Origin of the sequence: Desulfovibrio sp. ZJ200, assembly GCF_011039095.1 — a bacterium.
Classification (GTDB): Bacteria; Desulfobacterota; Desulfovibrionia; order Desulfovibrionales; family Desulfovibrionaceae; genus Desulfovibrio.
This window is the reverse complement of the sequence record NZ_JAAKEH010000018.1, coordinates 1-21,278: the sequence shown is the minus strand read 5'-3', so window position 1 is coordinate 21,278 and position 21,278 is coordinate 1. Positions and strand designations below refer to the sequence as shown.

Genomic DNA, 21,278 nt, shown 5'->3' with positions numbered 1-21,278 from the left:
GGACGCCCGCGCAGAATGAGCGTCCAGACCGCGTTCTGGACGCGAAATGATGGCAGCGCCGCTTTTGAAATTGGATAATTTCAAAAGCAAAATGCTCTAATTGGCTGCTGTCCCTCCAGGCGGTACTTGCCGCACTCGCCGCAGGGCACGGGGTATTCACCCGTGAAGCAGGCCAGGCAATAACTGTCCGAATGCATGACCGAACGCAGCAAGCCGTCAATGCTCAGATAATGCAGGGAATCCACATCCAGGCGGCTGACGATCTCCGGCAGGCTGCACTGGGCCGCGATCAGCTCGCCGCGCGAGGAAAAATCAATGCCGTAATGGCAGGGATATTTCACCGGCGGGCAGGAAATGCGGATATGCACTTCTTTGGCGCCCAGTTCGCGCAGCTTTTTGACCCGGGTGATCATGGTCGTGCCGCGCACAATGGAGTCATCCACAATACAGATTTTTTTGCCCTGGATCATGGCCCGCACCGGGTTGATCTTCACGCGCACGCCGAAATTGCGCATGCTCTGCGTCGGTTGGATAAAGGTGCGGCCCACATAATGATTGCGTATCATGGCATGTTCGTAAGGCAGTTCCGCGCATTGGGCAAAGCCCACGGCCGAGTAAACGCCCGAATCCGGAAACGGCAGCACAAAATCCACATCCGGCGTGGATTCATGCGCCAGTTGCCAGCCCATCTGCTTGCGGCAGAGGTAGACCTGCTCGTTGAAGACATAGGAATCGGGCCGGGCGAAATAGACCAGTTCAAAAATGCACTGGCGCGGTTTTTGCGGCAGCGGCCCGCGGAGTTGCTCGCTGCGCTCGCCTTTTTCATCCACAATGATCATTTCGCCGGGTTCTACCGAGCGTTCGTACTCGGCTTCCAGCAGATCAAAGGCGCAGGTCTCGGACGCGAAGACGGGCCTGCCGTCCAGACGGCCCAGAGCCAACGGATGAAAACCAAAGGGATCGCGCACGGCAATCAGGGTCGAGTCGGCCAGCACAAGGAGGCAATAGGCCCCGCGCACGCGGGAGCAGGCTTCGCGCAGGGCTTCGGGCAGGCTGTTCCGGCGCAGAGAGCGCACCAGAAGATGTATGAAGATTTCCGTATCGTTGCCTGTAGAAAAGATGGCCCCTTCGTTTTCCAGCTCCGCGCGCAACTCGGCGGCATTGACCAGATTTCCGTTGTGGGCCAGCACGATGTCCCGGCCCTTGTAGCGGGCCAGAAAAGGCTGAGCGTTACAGCTTGAGGAGCGCCCGGTGGTGGAATAACGCACATGCCCCACGGCGATCCGGCCGGGAAGCGCGCGCAAAATGCTTTCCGAAAAAACATCGGGCACCAGACCCATGCCCTTGTGCTCGTGCACGCCGTCCGCATTCAGGGTGACGATGCCGGCGCTTTCCTGACCCCTGTGCTGCTGGGCGTAGAGACCGAAATAGGCCAGGCGGGCAGCATCCTCATGATCGTAAATACCGAAAAGACCGCATTCATGCCGAATCATGTCAGCTCAACCTCAACCGCCGCGCGGCGGTCTATTGTTTCAATTTTTTGCGCAAATGCGCAATGCGATTATCAATAACCGCGGGATTGGGATAATCGTCACGCGCCAGTTCAAACTGCTTGAGCGCCTCCTTTTTCTGCCCCAGTTGTTCCAGCGCATCAGCCAGCAGATACCCGGCCAGCCCGCGCACGTTCGCATCCGGCTCGCTGTCCAGGATCTGCTGGGAGAGATCCGCCACTTCCTGCCAGTGCTCACGGGCCATGTTCTGATCCGCCAGATCATACATGCACATGATCTTGTCATGATCCGGCAGCGGCAACGCCAGGCATTGCTGCAACGCTTCCTCCCCGGCTTCAAAGCGCCGCAGGCTGAACTGCGTGCCCGCCAGATGCCTGTACGCCTCCACGGTTTCCGGCGCAGTCAGGCCGGCCAGCCCGATATAGGCGCTCCAGGCGTCGGCGGCGTGCTCGTAATGCCGCAGATTTTCATGAAGCTCGCCGATGCGCTTGAGAATGACCTTGTTCCGGGCGTCGTTGTCCGCAAACTCCTCCAGCATGGCTTCCAGATATTCCAGGCTTGCGCGGGGCTCCACGCCCGAGAAGTTGATGACGGTCAGCAATTGTTGCCAGGCCTCCCAGCGTTTGTCCGGCTTCTGCTCTTCGCGCAGATAACGCTCCAGCAGGCGCTCGGCCAGGGGCCAGTCCCTCTTGCCCACGGCCGCGCGCGCGGCTTCAAGATCGTCGCTGATCAGGGAGTCCTGACTGCACGCCCCGACAAGAGCTGCCAGAACCAGAGAGCAACAAAGCGCGACAAGCCGCCACGCGGCCGCGGGCCGCCTGTTCCGGGAATGTTGTTGTGTCGCCCGCAAAGGACACAGGCCCCGGGGTTGCGCGGATTCGGGCAGAATACGCGGCTTGCGGCACAACAGAGTCTTTGAAATGCCGAACATTTCAAAGACCCCCCGCGTTACGCCTCATCTTCCCGATCCCGGCCGTCATCCTCCGCCGGAGTTGCCCTGTCCGGGACGGGCATGCTGGCGGCGGATGCTGCCGCATCGTTCTCACTCAGGGCATTGTCCACTTCCAGCTCCAGGCTGCGTCCCGTCTGGCCGCCTTCATCCACACGGTCAAAGCCCACCACGCGCGCGCCTTCATCCAGACGCACCAGCATGACGCCCATGGTGGCCCGGCCCTTGCTGCGCACCTCGTCCACGCTGATGCGCACAATCTTGTTGGTCGATGTCAGAAGCACCAGCCCGTCATTGTCGCGCACGGGCATGGCGCCCACGACCGGCCCGGTTTTGGATGTGACCTTGAAGTTGATGATGCCCTTGCCCCCGCGCGACTGCAAACGGTAGAGATCCACTCTGGTGCGCTTGCCGTAGCCCTTGGCGGAAATGGACATGATTTCCGTGGTTTGATCCACGTCTTTGAGAATCACGCCGGCCACCACGCTGTCCTGGCGGCGCAGGGCAATGCCCTTGACCCCGGTGGCCACACGGCCCATGGGCCGCACGTCGGCGCAAGGAAAGCGGATGGCAAAACCGTCGGCCGTGACCAGCGCGATATGGCTGTCTTCCCGCATGGGGCGCACCAGCACAAGCTCGTCATCCTCGCGCAAGCCAACGGCCATCAGCCCGGTTTTGCGGCAACGGGCGTACAGCGAAGCCGAGGAGCGCTTGACCATGCCCCGCCTGGTCACGAACATGAAGTATTTGTCTTCGGCAAACTCGCGCAAGGCCAGCACCGTGGTCACCCATTCGCCTTCCTCAAGGGGCAGAAGGTTGTTGATATGCACGCCCTTGGCCGTGCGGCTGCCCTCGGGCACCTGATGGACCTTGAGCTGATGCATGCGGCCCTTATTGGTGAACAGGCACAAATACTGATGATTGGTGGTGGTCAGAAATTCCTGCACATAATCGTCTTCCGAGGTATGCAGGGCCGCAATGCCCTTGCCCCCGCGCTTCTGCTGCTGGTAATTTTCCAGATTGGTGCGCTTCATGTAGCCGCGCCGGGAAAGCGTGATCACCACTTCCTCGTCCGGGATCAGATCTTCAATGTCGATGCCGGTCAGAGCCTCGGCAAGCACTTCCGTGCGCCGGGGCGTGGCAAAGGTTTCGCGCAGTTCGCGCAGTTCGCGCTTCATTTCGTTGCGCAGCACTTCCGGATTGTCCAGCACGGATTTGAAAAATTCGATTTTCTGCAGAAGATCCTTGTATTCAGCCAGCAATTCCTCACGCTGCAAGCCGGTCAGCCGTTGCAGGCGCATTTCCAGAATGGCCCTGGCCTGCACTTCGGAGAGCGAGAATTTTGCCATCAGACCGGCGCGGGCCTCGTCCGGATTGGCCGAAGCCCGGATCAGGGCCACCACGGCGTCAATGTTGTCGATGGCAATGCGCAGGCCTTCCAGAATATGCGCCCTGGCTTCGGCTTTTTCCAGATCATAGCGCGTGCGGCGGATGACCACTTCACGCCGGTGATCCGTGAAGCAGGTCAGGGCGGTCTTCAGATTGAGCAACTGCGGCCGGTTGTCCACCACGGCCAGCATATTGATGCCGAAGCTGGTTTCCAGGGGCGTGAACTTGTACAGGGCATTGATCACAATGTCCGGAATCATCCCGCGCTTGAGATCAATGACGATCCGGATGCCGTTGCGGTCCGACTCGTCGCGCAAATCCGCAATGCCGTCGATCCGATGCTCATTGACCAGAGCCGCGATTTTTTCCACCAGGGAGGATTTGTTCAATCCATAGGGAATTTCTTTGATCACAATGGCTTGCAGGCCTTTTTTACGATCCTCCACCTCCAGGCGGCCGCGCACTTTCACGGTGCCCCGACCGGTGTGATAGGCGTCGTAAAGACCCTTGCCCGCGTAGACAAAGCCGCGGGTGGGAAAATCCGGGCCCTGCACATGCTCCATGAGGTCGTCGATGCTGCACTGGGGATTGTCCAGCAAAAGCTGCAAGGCGTCGCAAAGTTCGCCCAGATTGTGCGGCGGAATATTCGTGGCCATGCCAACGGCAATGCCCGAAGAGCCGTTGAGCAGCAGATTGGGCACCCTGGTGGGCAGCACCGCGGGCTCTTGCAGGGTATTGTCGTAATTGGGCCGAAAATCAACGGTATTCTTGTCGAGATCGCCCAGAAACTCCCCGGCCAGGCGCGACATGCGCACTTCCGTGTAGCGCATGGCCGCGGCCGAGTCGCCGTCAATGGAGCCGAAGTTGCCCTGGCCATCCACCAGGGGATCGCGCATGGAAAAATCCTGGGCCAAACGCACCAGCGCGTCATACACCGCGGAATCGCCATGCGGATGATATTTGCCGATGACGTCGCCCACAATGCGCGCGGATTTTTTATGCGGGCGGTTATAACTGTTGCCCAGCTCATACTGGGCAAACATGATCCGCCGGTGCACGGGCTTCAGCCCGTCGCGCGCGTCGGGTAGGGCGCGCCCGATGATCACCGAAAGGGAGTATTCCAGATAGGACTGGCGCAGTTCTTTTTCGATGTTGATTTGCGGCTGTTCTTCAGACACGTTTGCCTCGCTGCTGAGGAAAAATTAGAGAAATTCTTTGAGAAATTTCTTCTGCGGCCACGGATTGTCGCCTTTTGAGAACACTTCAGCTTTACAATGGCTGATGCCGCATACGATGCGGCGTGGATTCCTTCGCTTCGGCTGAAAAAGCCTTTGAAAAAAAGTCGCGTTTCAAAGATAATATGCTCTAAATATCCAGATCCTGCACGGCCAGGGCATTGCGCTCAATGAACTCTCTGCGCGGCTCCACCCTGTCGCCCATCAATTCCTCAAAAGCGTCCGAGGCGGAAATGGCATCCTCCACGGAAACCTGGAGAAGAATGCGATTGTCCGGGTTCATGGTGGTCACCCAGAGTTGTTCCGGATTCATTTCGCCCAATCCCTTGTAGCGCTGGATGTTAATGCCCTTGCGGGCTTCATCCAGCACAAGCTGCATAAGGCTGAAGACATCGCCCGCGGGTATTTCGATTTCCTTGCGCTGCATGGTGAAGCGCAGGCCGCCGCATTCGTCGCGCAATTCCCGGAACATCTGCCAGGTCTGCTTATAGAGACGGGAAGCAAAAAATTCCATGCCGCGCCGGGTATGGTGGCTGCCGGTATTTTCAAAGACTGCGAAAAGACGATCCTCGTCGTCTTCCTCGCTGCGCTCATGTTCCAGGGTCAAAAGATAACCGTGCTCATTAAGCCAGGCCGTAAATTCGCTGTTCTGATCTTCCAGCATGCCTGCCTCCACCCGCACGGGGTAGGTGGTCAGGGCCAGAAAAAGATCCCGCGGCGTGCCGCTGCCTTCCGCGTCATTCACCCGGCCGGAAAGTTTTTCAATACGCTCCATAAGCTCAATCAGAGCCTTGCCCGTGAAGGTTTTGCCGTTCTGGGCCACCACGGTCACATCCTCGCTGACCCTGTTGAGCAGAAACTCATTGAGTTCGGGATCGTCCTTGATGAACTTTTCCATGCGCGCATTGTGCACGCGGTAGAGTGGCGGCTGCGCGATATACACAAAGCCCCGTTTGACCATTTCCTGATACTGGCGGAAAAAGAAGGTCAGCAACAGCGTGCGGATGTGCGCGCCGTCCACATCGGCATCGGTCATGATGATGATTTTGTGGTAACGCAATTTCTCCAGATCCGTGTCGTCCTGGCCGATGCCCGCGCCCATGGCCGTGATCAGGGCTTTGACTTCCTTGTTGGCCAGCATTCTGTCAAAGCGGGTCCGCTCGGTATTCAAAATTTTGCCGCGCAAAGGCAATATGGCCTGATTTTTGGGATTGCGCCCCTGCTTGGCCGAGCCGCCTGCCGAATCGCCCTCCACAATGAAAAGTTCGGATTCGCAGGGATCCTTGCTCTGGCAGTCGGCCAGCTTGCCAGGCAGCGCATTGTCCGAAAGCGCGCCTTTGCGCCGCACCAGCTCCTTGGCGCGTCGCGCCGCGTCACGGGCCCGGGCCGCATCCACGGCCTTATCAATAATCAGCCGGATATCCTTGGGATTTTCCTCAAAAAAAACAGTGAGGCGATCATAAATCACGCCTGCCACCACCCCGGCCACTTCGCTGTTGCCGAGTTTGGTCTTGGTCTGGCCCTCAAACTGCGGCTGCGGCAATTTGACGCTGATCACCGAAGTCAGGCCCTCGCGCACGTCATCGCCGGAAAGCTGGGTGCCCTTGAGCTTTTTGGTCAGATCCTGCTGGCCCTTGATGTAGCCGTTAATGGCCCTGGTCAGGGCTGTGCGAAAGCCCACCAGATGGGTGCCCCCTTCCTTGGTGCGGATATTGTTGGCAAAGGTAAGAATATTTTCTTTGTAGCCGGCATTGTATTGCAGGGCGAATTCCACAGTGACGTTGTCCACCACGCCTTCGCCGGAAATGATGCCGTGAATGCCCTGCTCGCCGGAATTAAGATCCGTCACAAATTGACGAATGCCGCCTTCAGCGTGAAAAATATGGGTTTCGCCGCTGCGCTCGTCCACGCATTCGATGCTCAGGCCCTTGTTCAGATAGGCCAGTTCTTCAAAACGCTTTTTCAGCGTCTCATAAGAAAATTCCAGGACCTCGAAAATTTCCTCATCCGGCTTGAAACGCACCGTTGTACCGTGGCCTTCCACATCCTCGCCGATCACGACCAGTTGATCCTGCGGCACGCCGCGCGCGTAATGCTGACGGTAACGCTTGCCGTCGCGGCGCACCGTGACGGTCAATTCTTCGGAAAGCGCATTGACGCAGGATACGCCCACGCCGTGCAGCCCACCGGAGACCTTGTAGCTGGAATTGTCGAACTTGCCGCCGGCATGCAGTTTTGTCATGACCACCTGCACCGCGGGCACGCCTTCCCTGGGATGAATGTCCACCGGAATGCCGCGGCCGTCGTCGCGAACCGTGACGCTGTTGTCCGCATGCAGGATGACCGTAATCCGCGAACAGTAGCCGGCCATGGCCTCGTCTATGGAATTGTCCACAACCTCATACACCAGATGATGCAGGCCGCGGCTGTCCGTGGAGCCGATATACATGGCCGGGCGCTTGCGCACGGCCGAAAGCCCTTCCAGAATAGTAATGGAAGAAGCGTTATAGCCGCCGCTGCCGGAAGTTTCGGGAACCATTCATCTTTCCTTTTGCAATCAGTGTTGCCAAGACGCCTTTGGGGCTGTTTTCAAACCGGAATCAGTCCCTAAACGTCTTCCTCGCTGTAATACGTCGTTTCGGAAACCTTCATGGGCATGATGATCACCGTGTAGTCCGGATCTTCGGCGCCCCGGATGCCGCACGGCCCTTCCGCGCCGGTCAGCAGCATATCCGCCCTGGCGGAAACAAAATGCCCGAACACGTCCAGAAGATTGCGGGTCGGAAAAGCAATGCGCGAAATATCGCCCTTGTAGCTGACTTCCAGACTTTCCGAGGCCGAGCCCACATCCTGGCCTTGCGCCGAGAGCCGGGCTTCGTTTTCGTGCAGATCCATGTAGGTGCAGCGGTCGCTTTCCGTATTGAAAATCAGGATGCGCCCCAGGGCTTCCATGCCTTCCTTGCGATCCAGCGTCATGGCGCTCACGCCCTCGCCGCTCAGTTTATCCATAAAAACATTGTAATCGGGATACTCATGCGCCGCGCGGGGCAGACTCAGGGTTTCAGCGCCGTCCAGGCTGCGCAGGTAGAGGCGCTTTTCTGTAATATTAAGTTCAATTTCGTCCAGGCCCAGCCATTTTTTGATATCCTGCAAATATTTTTTCTGGATCAGAATGCCCTGGGCGGGCAGGCGCGCAGCCAATTCGTCATGCGTGAAGGAAACCAGAGCAAACTGATGGCCGTTGAGGCCGCAGACATCAATGCGACCGTTCTCGCGCGGCTTCATGCACAGGCAGGCGATGGCGTCCATGGCGTCGTCGTCGCTGATGCAAAAGGTCACTTTGTCCAGCACGTCCTGCAAGAAATCGCCGGACCAGGTGACAATGTTTTCCGCCGGGAATTCCGAAAAATTCTGAAACCATTCGGAACCGCTCACCGGCAGTTTGTAAACCCGGCGTCCCTGCTCCAGCAGCAGATTGCCCGAGGCTTCATCCAGGGTGAGGTTGAGCACGCCCGCGGGCAGTTGCCGCACCAGATCCACAAATGCCCTGCCCTGCACGCCGATCAGCCCGGGCCGGCTCACTTCAGCCGGATAACGGCCCGTGAATTCAATATTGGCGTCCGTGGACATCACGGAAAGACTGCCTTGCTCGGCCTTGAGCCAGATGGAACGCAAATAGGCGGCGCCTGCCTTGGCCGGAATAATCGCCGCGGCTTTTTGCAGGCCTTCAATGATTTGCTCTTTATTGACAATAAGTTTCATACATTTTTTCCTTGAATATTATTGAGCTCTGTTCCTTTGTGAGCAACTGCCCCAGCCTTTTGAAAAAACAGCGTTTTTTAGATCAGATCCGACGCGCGGGAAAGGAACGGGGCGCACATTCCCGGCCGCAGTCGAACTTTTTTTCCGGCTCAGACGGTCTTGATTTCCAGCTCTGTCACCAGGCGTTGCACATCTTTGTCGCTAATGAGCAATTTCTTAATTTTTTTAATGGCATGAATGACAGTGCTGTGATCCCTGCCCCCGAATGCCCTGCCCAGCTCCGGATAGGAAAGGCCAAGCTTCTGGCGGCAGACATACATGGCCACCTGCCGGGCAAGAACCAGATCCGGCCGGCGTTTGGCGCCCAGAATGTCTTCAGGCCGGAGATTGAGCCCGCGCGCCACTTCTGCCAGTATTTCCCGGCAACCCGGCAGTCGTTCGGCGCCGCCGGTGCGCAGGATGTTCTCCAGATCCGCCGGGGTCAGGGGCCTGCCGTGCATGGCGGCAAAGGCTTCCACTTTCAGCAGCAGGCCCTGCAAAAGACGGAACTGGGCGCAACGCTGGGCCAGAAAAAGAAGCTGTTCCCGGCTGAAGCTCAGATGCCGTTGTCTGCAAAGGGTCTGCAAATACCGCAGGCGCACTTCCAGGTCAGGCTCCATGAGTTCCACCACAAGGCCGCTTTCCAGCCGGGAGCGCAGGCGTTCGTCCAGGGCTTTCAGGGCCTGCGCGGAACCGGCAAAGGCAAAAGCCATCTGGCGCCCCGGTTCCGCTGTTGTTGCGCCAGGGCAGGCGTCCATGCAGGCTATCATCTTTTGTTGCCACAGTGTCTGGCCGATCAGATCCTGCATGTCGTCCAGCAAAAGCACGTCGCATTGTTGCCAGAAGACTTCCGGGCAGCGCGTCCACTGCGGGTTTTCAGCGCAAAAGCGCGCCGCGCTGCGGCAAATCACGCGGCCCGGTTTGGTTTTTTGCTCAAAAGCGGCCGCCAGGGTCTGCAAAAGATGGGTTTTCCCCGTGCCGCTGCGTCCGCAGAGCAAAAAGGGATTATAGGCCTCGCCTGCCTTTTTTTCGGCTATTTCCCTGGCTACGGCCAGAGGAAAGGCGTTTTTTCCGTTACAGATGAAGGTGCTGAAATCCTGTTTTTCCGTTGTCTGCGGCCCGGATGGCCGGAATCCGTCACAAGCTGTCTGCCCTTGTGCCTGGCCGCCGAAACGGGGCAGAGCCGGGGGAGCCGCTTCAGCCGGATTGCCGCAACCTGTTTTGCAAAAAGCCTGCTCATAGACGATTTCCGGCAGCGGCTTGCCTGCGAAATGCCGCCGCACGGCTTCTTCAAACATGGCGCGTTTATGGCGCGCGAACCAGGCGGCAAAAAAAACGTGAGGGAAAACGACCCGCAGCCTGTTTTCTTCTTCGCGCAGGATCAGACACTCAAACCAGTCTTCCGGTTCCCGGTTTTTGTCCGGCGTGAGTATGTCCCGCAATAGGTTTTTCAGCATGGCCTCGGCAGCGGCGTGCGCCCTCGCGTGGTCCTGTGGATAAACAGTGGGGCCGGGCGTCCGGAAGACGCGGGCAACGGATGCTTCCTCCCCCCGCAGTGCGGGAACAAGGGATTTATGTACCACAAAATATTGCTTTCAACAAGTGGCGCAAGACCGGACCCCCGCGCCGAATGAGCCTGAAAACCACGCTTTTCAGGCGCTTGTCCCGCTTGCGGGGAAATGATGGCAGCGCCGCTTTTGAAATTGAATAATTTCAAAAGCAAAATGCTCTGCGGTCCCATCCACACCGCGCACGACGCGGACCTGTGGACGCCTGTGGATAGCGCGGAATGCAAGCCAGTGGGGGAATGGCGATGCTGTCGCATTGCCGCCAGGGCTGACGCATCTTCTGCGCAGCCCTGGTCGTAAAAAGAGCCACGCTGGACAATGCCAGGAGTGCCGGATATAGTGATCAAATGGAGTTGCCGATGAAACGACTCTGGCTGGTGGGGGTTTTACTGGTTTTGCTGGTGGGCGTCGTGTTGGTGGGGCATACCGGAAAAACGGATATTTCCTCGCAAAACCAGGAAGTCAATCCTCAAGAAGTCCCGGCCTTGTCCCTGGAGGCCAAGGCTGACAATGCTCATGAGCCTCATGCGGCTCTGCCGGGCAACGTGCCCGACCGGATGCCCGCCGCATCCGGGGATGGCGCGCATGCGCGGCTGCCCCAGCCACAGGCTGAAGCATCGACCGCAGAGGAGCAAAATCGGGATCTGCCCACTGCCCGGCCGCTGCCCGCCGAATCCGCTGCTTCCCTGAGCGATCCGGCAGCAGCCGCCGTGGGCGAGGAAGTCGTCAAAGGCACGGTGGAAAAGGGCGACACGGTCAGCAAAATTCTGGAAAACACGGGCAGCGAGGGCGTTTACCAATATGTCAGCGCGGCGCGGCAGGTTTTTTCCATGCGTTCCTTTCGGGAAGGTCAGCCCTATGTGATCATCACGGATTCTGCTTCAGGGCGGGTCAAACGCTTTGAATACGAAATCGACAACAGCCGCAGGCTGGTTGTGGAAGGCATTGAAGAACCCGTGGCCAGGGTGGAGCTCATTGACTACGTTACCCTGCTCGGCGCGGTGGAAGGAACGATCAGCGACAATTTGTTTCAGGCCGTGGCCGATGCGGGCGAAAGCCCGCAGATGGCCCTGCACCTGGCCGAGCTTTTTGGATCCGAGATTAACTTCATCCGCGATCTGCAGGAAGGCGACAGCTTTTCCGTACTGGTTGAAAAACGCTACCGCGACGGCGAATATAAAGGCTACGGCCGCATTCTGGCCGCGCATTTCACCAATAAGGGCAAAACGTTTGAGGCCTATCTTTTTCGCGACGGCAATGCCAGGGCCCAGTACTACAATCGCAAGGGAGAAAACCTGCACAAGACGCTGTTGCAGGCCCCCCTGGCCTTTACCCGCCTGACGTCGCGCTTTACCATGCGCCGCAGGCATCCCATTTTGGGCCATACTCGGCCGCACATGGGCGTGGATTACGGCGCGCCCACCGGCACGCCGGTCAAGGCTGTCGGCGATGGCGTGGTGACCAGGCGCGGCTGGGCCGGCGGGTACGGCAATCAGATCATTGTCAAACACGTTGCCGGACTGGAATCCATGTATTCGCATCTTTCGGGCTATGCCCGCGGGCTGCGTCAGGGCCAGAAAGTGCGTCAGGGCCAGGTCATTGGTTTTGTGGGCAGCACAGGGCTTTCCACCGGCCCTCATCTCGACTTCCGCCTGCGCCAGAACGGCAGGTTCATCAATCCCACCAAGGCCATCAACCCGCGCAGCGCGCCGGTTTCCAAAAAACGCCGGGCTGAATTTGAAAAAGTCATGGCCCAGGAGCTGGCCTATCTCAAAGGGCAGAAAGCCTTGGCCGGATATACCGTGGACAGCGTGGTGCCGGAAAAAATCGTACTCACGGAAAACGCGCCCGACACCGGCAAAGATCAGAAACCGGAACGGCGCAAAAAACGCCGCCGGAGTTGAGTACGTCGTAGCATCCAACGTGTGGCAGGCCGGAGCGGGCTGCGCCCCGCTCCGCGGAGGCCTATATGGTCTTGTATGATCCCATTTCACAGACAACCGCGATCATTCAGAAGACGCCCCCGGATCAGGTCACGGTGATTTCCTACCCGCCTTCAGTGCTCAGCGACAGCACGGCCGCAGTGGCCCAACTGACGGATTCGGCCAGCACGCGATCCTTTATGCAGGATGAATGGCGGGCCGTGGCGGAAAATATGCTGGGCATGGGCACGATTATCAGCGCATACGGGTAAATGTTTATCGTTGAGGCGCCTTTAGAGCAGATTACCTTTGACTTTTTATGAAAGTCAAAGGTGGCATTCAGGCGAAAAACGCGGTTTTCGCCTGAATGTACGCCGCGTTGCGGCGGCTGCCGCTTTCGCGTCAGCAGAGCATTTTCAAAGAGAAAATGCTCTGGCGGCAAAGCGCGCCAGGAGCGCGAAACAGAAAAGCTTTTTCCCAGAGCATTTTTGATTGAAAATGGATATGTTCAATCGAAAAATGCTCTGGGGTCAGTCCTCATTGTTTTCCCGGCATTTTGGCTGCAAAGGCCGCCGCGCCAAAGCCGTTGTCGATATTGACCACGGCCACGCCGGGCACGCAGGTGCAAAGCATGGTGGAAAGAGCTGCGAAACCGTGCGCGCCCACGCCGTACCCCACCGAGGTGGGCACAGCCACCACCGGGCAGGGCACGAGACCGGCCAGCACGCCCGGCAGCGCGCCTTCCATGCCTGCCACGGCAATGATCGCCCTGGCCTTGCGCAGGGCATCCAGATGCGGGGTCAGCCGGTGCAGCCCGGCCACGCCCACGTCCGTGACGCAGCCGCAGTCATGATCCCAGAAGGACAGCGCGCCAAAGGCCTCCAGGGCCACGGGGATATCCGCGGCTCCGGCGGAAACCACCATTATCTCGCCCTGCCGGGGCCAGGGCGGCGTCATGTTTGCTTTCAATCGGGGCGCGTCGCCCACCACGAAAAGCCGCGCTTGGGGCCAGCTCAGGCCCTGGGGAAAATGCGCGCGCAGCAGCCGGTCCTGTGCCGCGGCTACACGGCTGACCAGCACCGGCCCGTGAGGGCGCAGCCCTTCCACGGCGGCCAGCAGAACCTCGTCACCTTTGCCCTGGGCAAAAACCACTTCGCCGAGACCCGAGCGCAATTCGCGCTGCGGGTCCAGATCCAGGCCGTGCAGGGCGTCCCGCGCGGTTTCAAAACTCATGCGCTCCAGAGCTTCGTCCGCGCCGAGACGACCTTGCGCAACCAGATCCAGAATATGGCGAATAATGCTTTTCTGCATGAGTTTATGCATAGGGCAAAGCAATGCTGTTGTCAGCTTTTTTCATGCGCCCGGCAGGGCTGACGCATCCTAGAGCAGATTACCTTTGACTTTTTATAAAAGTCAAAGGTGGCATTCAGGCGAAAAACGCAGTTTTCGCCTGAATGTACGCCGCGTTGCGGCGGCTGCCGCTTTCGCGTCAGCAGAGCATTTTCAAAGTGAAAATGCTCTATGCGGCAGCCCTGCCGGCGATGCGACAGCATCGCCCGAAGCCGCAGGCTTCGTGGGAGCGAAGTGCGGCTCCGCCGCCGAAGCAGCTCTGCCCAGAAAATATGATAACATAATAAAATTATTGAATTTAATATTTAGATGCGTCTGCCCTGTGCTCCCGGAGGGCTGAGGCAACGGAAAAATCCAGGCAAAAAGAGCGGCATGCTGGCAGAAAGGCCGGTAAATGCCGCACTTCCTTCTCGTGAAGCCTGAGGCCTGGGCAATGCTTTCGTATCTCTTCGGGCCAGGCGCATTGTCTGCGTTTGCCCTGACGCCCACGGAAGACGCGGTTGCATTGTGAGGCGCGAAACGGTACAAAAAGCACCATGTCAACGCGCCGTTTGCTTTTTCTTGCTCCGGCCCAGGCCGTAACCGCGGTTTTTGCGCCCTTGCGCGATGCCGGATACGAGCTGGGCATTGCCGAAAACCTGAAAGGGGCTTCGCTCTTTATTCGCAAGTCCGGTCCCGGCGTGATTTTCGCGCGCCCGACGCTGCCCGGTTTCCGGGTGGAAGATCTGCTGGCCGTGAGCGCGGGAGACCCGGATTTTCCGCCGGTGATCGTCACCACCGACAAGGGCAGCCCGGAAGAGGCCGAGCGCCTGATGAGCCTTGGCGCGCGCGACTACTGGCTTGAGCCTCTGAACGTGGAAAGGATCATGGCTGTGGCGCGCGAGCCGCGCAAAGCGGCGCCTGTTCCGGCTTCCTCAACGCTGGGCGGCCGCAGGCCGCAGCCTGTGGAGGGCCAGACGGGGCCGCGCATTGTGGGGCGGCATCCGGCCATTGCGAGAGTATTGCAACTGGCCCGGCAGGTGGCCGGCTCCAAGGCCACAGTGCTGATTACCGGCGAATCGGGCACAGGCAAGGAAATGTTCGCCCGCTATCTGCACGCCATGAGCAAGCGGGCCGGAAAGGCTTTTGTAGCCGTAAACTGCGCGGCCCTGCCCGAGCATTTGCTGGAAAGTGAATTGTTCGGCCATGAAAAAGGGGCCTTTACCGGAGCCATTGCCCGCAAGCTGGGCAAGTTCGAGCTGGCCGACAACGGCACGCTTCTGCTGGATGAAATTTCCGAAATGGATTTGGCCCTGCAGGCCAAACTTTTGCGCGTGCTCCAGGAAGGCGAGATCGACCGGGTGGGCGGCGCGGAAACCGTGCGCGTGGATGTGCGGGTGCTGGCCACCACCAACCGCGACCTGGAAGACTGGGTCAGACAGGGCAAGTTCCGCCAGGATCTGTATTTCCGCCTGAATGTCATCCCCCTGCGCCTGCCCTCTCTGCGCGAGCGCGGCGACGACGTGCTGGATCTGGCCCGCTTTTTTGTGGATATGTATGTGCGCGAGTATGCGCTGCCGCCCGCGCCGCTTTCGGAATCCGCCATAGCCTGGCTGAAAAAGTATGATTTTCCCGGCAATGTGCGCGAGCTGCAAAATCTCATGGAACGCGCCGTGCTTCTGGCGAACGGCAAGCCCATCGAACCCCGCCATTTTCTGCTTGAAAATGAAGACTGGCCCTTGTTTGAGGAAGACAATGCCCGGGAGGACGGCGCGGAGCAGCAGGCCGCGCAGCCCGGGGCAACAGCTTCTTCCCCGGCGCAGGGCGGCGCTTCGGGCATGGCGGCAAATGCCGCCGGGCAAAGCCATTTTTCCGGGCCCGTGATACCGCTGCATGAAATGGAGCGGATCATGATCATCAAAGGCCTGGAAGCCACTTCCGGCAATCGCACCCAGGCTGCCGAACTGCTGGGCATCTCGGTGCGCACCTTGCGCAACAAGCTCAACGAATACCGTTCTCTTGGGCATCCCGTGGATTGACGCGCGGGCCGATATGCGGGCTGCAAGCTCCGGCCCGGCCGGCATGCCCTGGTGGATACGGTCACATCTGACGCTTACGGAGGCGTTGAGAAAAAACATGCCAGAGCGTTTTGCCAATGAAATTAGCTAAACGCTCTGGCAAAGCGCTCTAGCGCGATTTCAGTTTGCCATAAACGAACAAAAAGATAAGCGCGCCGATGACCGCTATCACGAAGCTCGGCAGGTTAAAGCCGTCCACCCGGCCGAAACCGAGCATTGTGCCGATGAAGCCGCCGATGACCGCGCCGACGATCCCGAGCAGCGAGGTCAGGATGATGCCGCTGTCCAGGCGGCCCGGCATGATGAATTTTGCTATCGCCCCGGCCACCAGGCCGAAAATGATCCATGATATAATGCCCATTTTCATTTCCTTCTTTTTTGCTTGTATTCAGTGCGCGGGAGCCTGACGGATTTTTCCGTTGCTTGCCGGCGTTGGCTCCGGCAAGAATGCCGCCGGGCAACACCGCCTGCGAAAACCACAAACGGCACTCGCAAAAATTTGCCGTCGGCACTGCAAATAACAGTGGAGAAACCTGCAAAGCATTGTATGGCCTGTCTCCCTGCACAAAGAGTAAATTCATAATTCCGCTGCTCTCGACAATCTTCAGAATATTTTTATCTGAAAACCGCCCGCGCAGTCTCATGCTGGGATGTAGTATAGTCTTGGACGTTACGAAAAGTCAAAATCTATATTCTGGTCATCAATGTTGCGGGCAGCTCCCCTCACGGCAAGCCATGCTTATATGAAGATCCGCACAGCTAAGCCGGAACCGTCAAGAATGTGCTGGAGATTCTGCGGCGCATCATCAATTTTGGCGTCAAAAAGGGGCTGTGCCCCTGGCAGTCGCCCGCACAACTTCACTTTGAGATGCCGCGTCTGAACAATGTCAAAACCGAAATGCTCACCGCCGAGAGGCGCACCCGCTTCATTAGAGCAGATTACCTTTGACTTTTTCTGAAAGTCAAAGGTGGCATTCAGGCAAAAAACGCGGTTTTCGCCTGAATGTACGCTGCGTTGCGGCGGCTGACGCTTTCGCGTCAGCAGAGCATTTTCAAAGTGAAAATGCTCTAATTGCTGTCTCCATCCGTAGCTTCCTTCGTCGCAACGGCTGAAGCCTGGACGCGAAATGATGGCAGCGAAGTGATTGAAAATGAATATTTTCAATCAAAAAATGCTCTAGTGCGGAGTAACTGTTCCTGAAAACGCATCAGGGCCAGGATGGAATCAACCTTGAGACGGAGTGCGCCCCGCGTTGCTTCCCAGCGCCGCAATGTGGCGGGGGTGACGCCAAGAGCCTCTGCGAAAGCGGATTCGTCAAGTTTGGAAAGACGGTGCAGAGTGCGGATGGCCGTGCCGGTAGGGCGTTCAGCCTTGACGAGACCGCGCGGCATGGTTGCGGGATGAGCCGTTCCCGAGTTGTGCGCGGCCATGACAGATGCAACCTGCCCGGGATCTGGAGCCGGCCTGGGAGCGTCCATTTCCAGATCAATGCCGAAAAGAGTGCCCATATCCTCCACCTGCAAGGTGTCTGCCATGTGCGTTGGGGCGACATGCAGCGTCGACGGCAAAAGGCCGCTTGCATCGACGCCGCGCAGGGTGAACAACTGCTCAGGCACGGTATCCAGACGGCGACCGACGCCGTAAAGAGCGGCGGCCACATGCTTGCACATGCGGGCGCTGTCCGGGCAGGAACAGGAAAACAGTATCTCCTTCGGGGAAGGGAACATGCCCGCCTCCGGGTCGCACATGATCGCCATGACTTCGCCTGACAGCTTGCCGCGCAACAGCTCAATCAGCGTGGCAATCCGGCCGGCGCATCCGGCGCGGAGCGCCTGCCAGCGCGTGGCGGGCAGGGGAGCGATATGGACTGTGACATTGTAGAGGCTGTTGCCAAGCACCTTGGCCCTGACCTCTCCGACCGCAATCTCAAGATGGCAGATGCAACCGTGGCGCACATAGCCACGCCCCCTGGGCAGCCTGTTGGCGAAATCCGCATAGCGCTCCAGATTGAAGCACCAGCTTTTGCCCCAGAAAGTTTTGGCCAGGGCTCCCGTGAAAGCGCCTACAGGCTGTGGCTGCATACCCTTGGCATGCAGCCTGGCAAGCATCTTTTCCGCCTTCTTTCTCTTTTCCTGCACAGAGACGTAGGCGGGAAAATCAAACGACATACCTACTCCAGCACTTGCGCCGCATCCAGGCGAACCAGATCGAACAGTTCTTCATCGCTCAGGGCCGTGACGTTCAACTCGGCATTACTTCCGAGAACTTCATCCGCCAATTCACGTTTTTTTCGAATGAGAGCATCAATTTTTTCTTCAAGCGTGCCCCTGGTGATGCACTTGTGGACAAGCACATTCTTTTTTTGCCCTATGCGATAGGCCCGGTCTGTGGCCTGATCCTCCACAGCGGGGTTCCACCAGCGGTCAAAATGAATGACATGCCCGGCTTCCGTCAGCGTCAGCCCCGTGCCGCCCACCTTGAGAGTCAGCACCATGAACGGCGGGCCGTCCGGCGACTGGAAGGCTTCCACCGCAGCCTGGCGTTTTCTGACAGGCACGCCGCCGTGCAAGGTCAGACCCTCCACATGGAAAATTTCGGTCAGGTATCGGGCCAACGGCTCGACGATTTCCCGAAATTGCGTGAACACCAGCAACTTTTCCTGGCGCGCGGCGAGGGTTGCGCACAAGTCGCCCACCGCCTGGAATTTGCCCGACGCCTCCGGGGTGTATGCGCCACCCTCAGCCTGCGCGGGATGGTTGCACACCTGTTTGAGCAGCATGAGGCTTTGCAGAACCACCATACGCCGCTGTTGCGGGGCTTCAGAGGAGGCATCCAGGCGTTCAAGAGTGTTGCGCAGTCTGGCAGTTATGCCAACATAGATGCGTGCCTGTCCCCTGGTTAAGTGGCAGTACAGGGGCACTTCGGTCTTGTCGGGCAGGGAATCGATGACGGATTTGTCCGTCTTCATGCGCCGCAGGATGTAGGGAGCGATGATGCGGCGCAGTGGCGAAAACTGCGCTTCGGAGCGCCTCATTTTTTTGACGTGTGCGGTAAATGCCCTGGCGCTGCCCAGCAAGCCGGGATTGAGAAAGTCAAACAGCGCCCAGAGATCAGAGAGACCATTTTCTATAGGCGTGCCTGTCAGCGCGATACGCGTGTCCGCTGTGAGCGCCCGGACGGCCTTGCTCTGCCTTGTGGCCGCGTTCTTGATGGCCTGCGCCTCGTCGGCGATGACACGCCTCCAGGCGCGTTTGGTCAGCCAGGGTATGCCAGCGCACCCTGCATAGCTGACCAACACCAGGTCATAGCCGTCCAGGGCTCCGGGGGCGGCACAGGAGTTCAGCTCCCCCTTGCTCATACCATGCAGGACGAGGCACCGCAGGGCCGGAGCGAAGCGCCGCGCTTCAGCCTGCCAGTTGTCCAGCAGGGAAGCCGGGGCAACGAGCAGGCTGACGCCCTTGCCGCGTTCTTTCAGAAGCAGTGCCAAAATCTGCATGGTTTTGCCCAGCCCCATGTCATCGGCAAGGCAGGCCCCAAGCCCAAGCCTGCCGAGAAAGGACAGCCATTCCACGCCGCAGGCCTGATAGGGGCGAAGCGCAGCCCGCAGCCCATGGATTTGTGCCCTGGCCTCCCTTCGCGTGGCGGAGAGCAGTTCCCTGAAACCTTTTCCCGGCAGGGGCGAAGACCATGCGCGGATGACCTCGTCCTCCGCGTCTGATGCCGCGCTGTCGGAAAAACCGGCAAGGAGACGCATACCCTGCGCGAAGGTGAGATTTCCATCAGCGTATTTTTCCACAGTATTCCAGTGATCCAGCGCCTGCCGCAGCTTGTCCTTGTCCAGCTCAACCCACTGCCCCTTGAAAAGGACAAGCCCGTCCTCCGCCTGATTGAGCAGGCGAGCGAGTTCTTCTGTAGAGCATTCCACTTCGCCGATGGCGACCCGGATGTCCACATCCACCAGTGCCTGCGCGCCCAGCATTGCCCCTTCTCGCATGTTGAGCACGGCATTCACAACCGGGTGACGGCGCTTCCGCCACCAGTCGGGAAGGCGGACGCCTATGCCGCAGGCTTCAAGCGTGTCGGCGCTTTTGAGAAAAATGTGGGCCTTGTCGGGGCGCCAGGGCCAGGGCTGGTAAATGCTGCCGTCATCGACCATACCCTGCACCCAGGGCAGTGCCCGGGCAGCTTTGTGCAACGGCTCCAGCAGGCGCAGAAGGGCAGGCTTGTCCTGTGCCGAGGCATACTGTCGCAGAGCATGGGAGAGAGGAACATGACGGGGTTGCCCTTTTTCATTGAGCCCTGTGGCGTAGGTGGCCAGGAAGGCGAAGGGGCGCTCGGCATCCATCTTGTTTTCCGCGAGATGAAAGAAGAGACGCCCGACATGCCGCCACTGCGGCGCAGTTTTCTGAAGAAAAGCGGCAATGCCGCCCTGTGCCGCCGCTGCTTCGGCGCACCAGGCGAGCAGTTTCTTCCACAGCGTCTGGAGCATTTCCAGGTTCAGGTACTCGCCTCCAGGCATGGGGGGAGCGGCGGCCAGCCATTGTTCAGACACCGCAGGCAGAGGAATGGCCGGGATACCCCGCGCCTCATCGTCAACCGCGCTGTCTGGAGAAGCCACATGGCACAGGGCGGTGATGCAGGCCGCGCTGACAGTGTGCCAAAAGGCCCGAACCGCATCTGTATCCGTGCGGCGACTGGCTCCGAGGCGGAACCACTGTTCCTGCCAGACGGAGCTGTTCTCGCCTTCCCAGCGCAACCGACCCGCCGGAGAAAGGAAAATTTTTTGCTGATGATTGGTCATAATCCTGTGTCTGCTTATACGGCAAGAAAACACATATCCGCAAGAGAGCCCTTCACTGGCTCAGAAGAACAGCCAACAACCCGCAAAAGCTGCCGACCCTGTTGCAGAATGCCCTGGATGCCCTGTATGGGCATTACAGGGAGACCTATGCCGCATGGCAGGCGGAAAAGATGGGCGTCGATCCCTGCTTTATCATCGTCTGCAACAACACGGCGACCTCAAAGCTGATCTATGATTTTGTCTCCGGCTATGTGGACGCGGCCGGGCAATTCCATAACGGGCGTTTTGAACTTTTCCGCAATTTTGACGAAAACGGCAACGCGCTCGCCCACAGCCGCACGCTGCTTATCGACAGTGAACAGCTTGAATCGGGCGAAAAGCTGCCCGAGGATTTTCGCAAAACCTACGCCGGGCCTAGAGCAATTTGACTTTTATTTTATTTAAAAATCGTTTAGATTGCAGAGATGAAATTTGCATCTGAAGAAATCCGAACCAAGGCTGTTCATGCGTATCTTGATGGAAAAGCAACAGCCAGGCAATTGGCAGATATTTTAGGTTATACCCCGGCTAGCATCTGCAATTGGGTCAGAGCTTACCGTGAAAACCAACGATTATCAGCCAAACCCAATGGCCATCGCCCAAGTTGTTTCTCATGCGAGGAGATTCGGGAATTGCAAGCCCTTCTTGATAAAAA

The 21,278-nt window shown here is 58.6% G+C and carries 17 protein-coding genes; 4 read left to right on the top strand and 13 right to left on the bottom strand.

The annotated features are described in order from the left end of the window. Window positions 1–80 precede the first annotated feature (80 nt). The 6 genes from purF to G7Y52_RS06995 all read right to left on the bottom strand — a co-directional run bounded on the left by purF (window position 81) and on the right by G7Y52_RS06995 (window position 10,342). Complete coding sequence (gene purF / locus G7Y52_RS07020; protein WP_165068858.1) at window positions 81–1,493, bottom strand: amidophosphoribosyltransferase; 1,413 nt, start codon at window positions 1,491–1,493, stop codon at window positions 81–83. A 31-nt stretch (window positions 1,494–1,524) separates the two neighbouring features. Then, window positions 1,525–2,442 carry a hypothetical protein gene (locus tag G7Y52_RS07015; RefSeq protein WP_241159635.1) on the bottom strand — a complete coding sequence of 306 codons (918 nt, stop codon included), beginning with the start codon at window positions 2,440–2,442 and terminating at the stop codon, window positions 1,525–1,527. 17 nt (window positions 2,443–2,459) lie between these two features. Further along, window positions 2,460–5,027, bottom strand: coding sequence for a DNA gyrase subunit A (gene gyrA / locus G7Y52_RS07010; RefSeq protein WP_241159634.1), 2,568 nt, complete (start codon window positions 5,025–5,027; stop codon window positions 2,460–2,462). A 187-nt stretch (window positions 5,028–5,214) separates the two neighbouring features. After that, a complete protein-coding gene (gene gyrB, locus G7Y52_RS07005) occupies window positions 5,215–7,623 on the bottom strand; it encodes a DNA topoisomerase (ATP-hydrolyzing) subunit B (protein ID WP_165068853.1) in 2,409 nt (802 codons plus the stop codon). A gap of 68 nt (window positions 7,624–7,691) precedes the next feature. After that, window positions 7,692–8,846 (bottom strand): DNA polymerase III subunit beta, encoded by a 1,155-nt coding sequence (gene dnaN, locus G7Y52_RS07000; protein ID WP_165068849.1) that lies wholly within the window; start codon window positions 8,844–8,846, stop codon window positions 7,692–7,694. Between the two features lie 149 nt (window positions 8,847–8,995). Then, a complete protein-coding gene (locus tag G7Y52_RS06995) occupies window positions 8,996–10,342 on the bottom strand; it encodes a DnaA/Hda family protein (RefSeq protein ID WP_165068845.1) in 1,347 nt (448 codons plus the stop codon). A gap of 470 nt (window positions 10,343–10,812) precedes the next feature. Between G7Y52_RS06995 and G7Y52_RS06990 the strand changes: the two genes are divergently transcribed. Then, window positions 10,813–12,357 (top strand): M23 family metallopeptidase, encoded by a 1,545-nt coding sequence (locus G7Y52_RS06990; RefSeq protein WP_165068840.1) that lies wholly within the window; start codon window positions 10,813–10,815, stop codon window positions 12,355–12,357. Window positions 12,358–12,499: 142 nt separating this feature from the next. On the opposite strand, the gene G7Y52_RS06985 is transcribed toward G7Y52_RS06990, so the two are convergent. From G7Y52_RS06985 to G7Y52_RS06975, 3 genes are all read right to left on the bottom strand, one after another. Further along, window positions 12,500–12,817, bottom strand: coding sequence for a hypothetical protein (locus tag G7Y52_RS06985; RefSeq protein WP_165068834.1), 318 nt, complete (start codon window positions 12,815–12,817; stop codon window positions 12,500–12,502). 95 nt (window positions 12,818–12,912) lie between these two features. Beyond that, a complete protein-coding gene (gene larB, locus G7Y52_RS06980) occupies window positions 12,913–13,698 on the bottom strand; it encodes a nickel pincer cofactor biosynthesis protein LarB (RefSeq protein WP_241159633.1) in 786 nt (261 codons plus the stop codon). A gap of 20 nt (window positions 13,699–13,718) precedes the next feature. Then, window positions 13,719–13,928 carry a hypothetical protein gene (locus tag G7Y52_RS06975; RefSeq protein WP_165068802.1) on the bottom strand — a complete coding sequence of 70 codons (210 nt, stop codon included), beginning with the start codon at window positions 13,926–13,928 and terminating at the stop codon, window positions 13,719–13,721. Window positions 13,929–14,261: 333 nt separating this feature from the next. Between G7Y52_RS06975 and G7Y52_RS06970 the strand changes: the two genes are divergently transcribed. Continuing rightward, complete coding sequence (locus G7Y52_RS06970) at window positions 14,262–15,743, top strand: sigma-54 dependent transcriptional regulator (RefSeq protein ID WP_165068797.1); 1,482 nt, start codon at window positions 14,262–14,264, stop codon at window positions 15,741–15,743. A 148-nt stretch (window positions 15,744–15,891) separates the two neighbouring features. On the opposite strand, the gene G7Y52_RS06965 is transcribed toward G7Y52_RS06970, so the two are convergent. The 4 genes from G7Y52_RS06965 to G7Y52_RS06950 all read right to left on the bottom strand — a co-directional run bounded on the left by G7Y52_RS06965 (window position 15,892) and on the right by G7Y52_RS06950 (window position 20,584). Continuing rightward, window positions 15,892–16,143: a GlsB/YeaQ/YmgE family stress response membrane protein gene (locus G7Y52_RS06965; protein WP_165068792.1), complete on the bottom strand. Its 252-nt coding sequence runs from the start codon at window positions 16,141–16,143 to the stop codon at window positions 15,892–15,894. A 378-nt stretch (window positions 16,144–16,521) separates the two neighbouring features. Continuing rightward, window positions 16,522–16,947 carry a hypothetical protein gene (locus G7Y52_RS06960; RefSeq protein WP_165068788.1) on the bottom strand — a complete coding sequence of 142 codons (426 nt, stop codon included), beginning with the start codon at window positions 16,945–16,947 and terminating at the stop codon, window positions 16,522–16,524. Then, the gene (locus G7Y52_RS06955) at window positions 16,944–17,951 is read right to left on the bottom strand and encodes a hypothetical protein (protein WP_165068784.1); all 1,008 of its coding nucleotides are present in this window, start codon (window positions 17,949–17,951) and stop codon (window positions 16,944–16,946) included. Before G7Y52_RS06955 ends, G7Y52_RS06960 begins: the two co-directional genes overlap by 4 nt. A gap of 2 nt (window positions 17,952–17,953) precedes the next feature. After that, a complete protein-coding gene (locus tag G7Y52_RS06950) occupies window positions 17,954–20,584 on the bottom strand; it encodes a DEAD/DEAH box helicase (RefSeq protein ID WP_165068779.1) in 2,631 nt (876 codons plus the stop codon). Window positions 20,585–20,685: 101 nt separating this feature from the next. On the opposite strand from G7Y52_RS06950, the gene G7Y52_RS06945 reads away from it, so the two are divergent. Next, a complete protein-coding gene (locus tag G7Y52_RS06945) occupies window positions 20,686–21,012 on the top strand; it encodes a hypothetical protein (protein WP_165068775.1) in 327 nt (108 codons plus the stop codon). A gap of 36 nt (window positions 21,013–21,048) precedes the next feature. Then, on the top strand, window positions 21,049–21,278 hold a 230-nt coding region (locus G7Y52_RS06940; RefSeq protein ID WP_165065509.1), incomplete at its 3' end, for a helix-turn-helix domain-containing protein.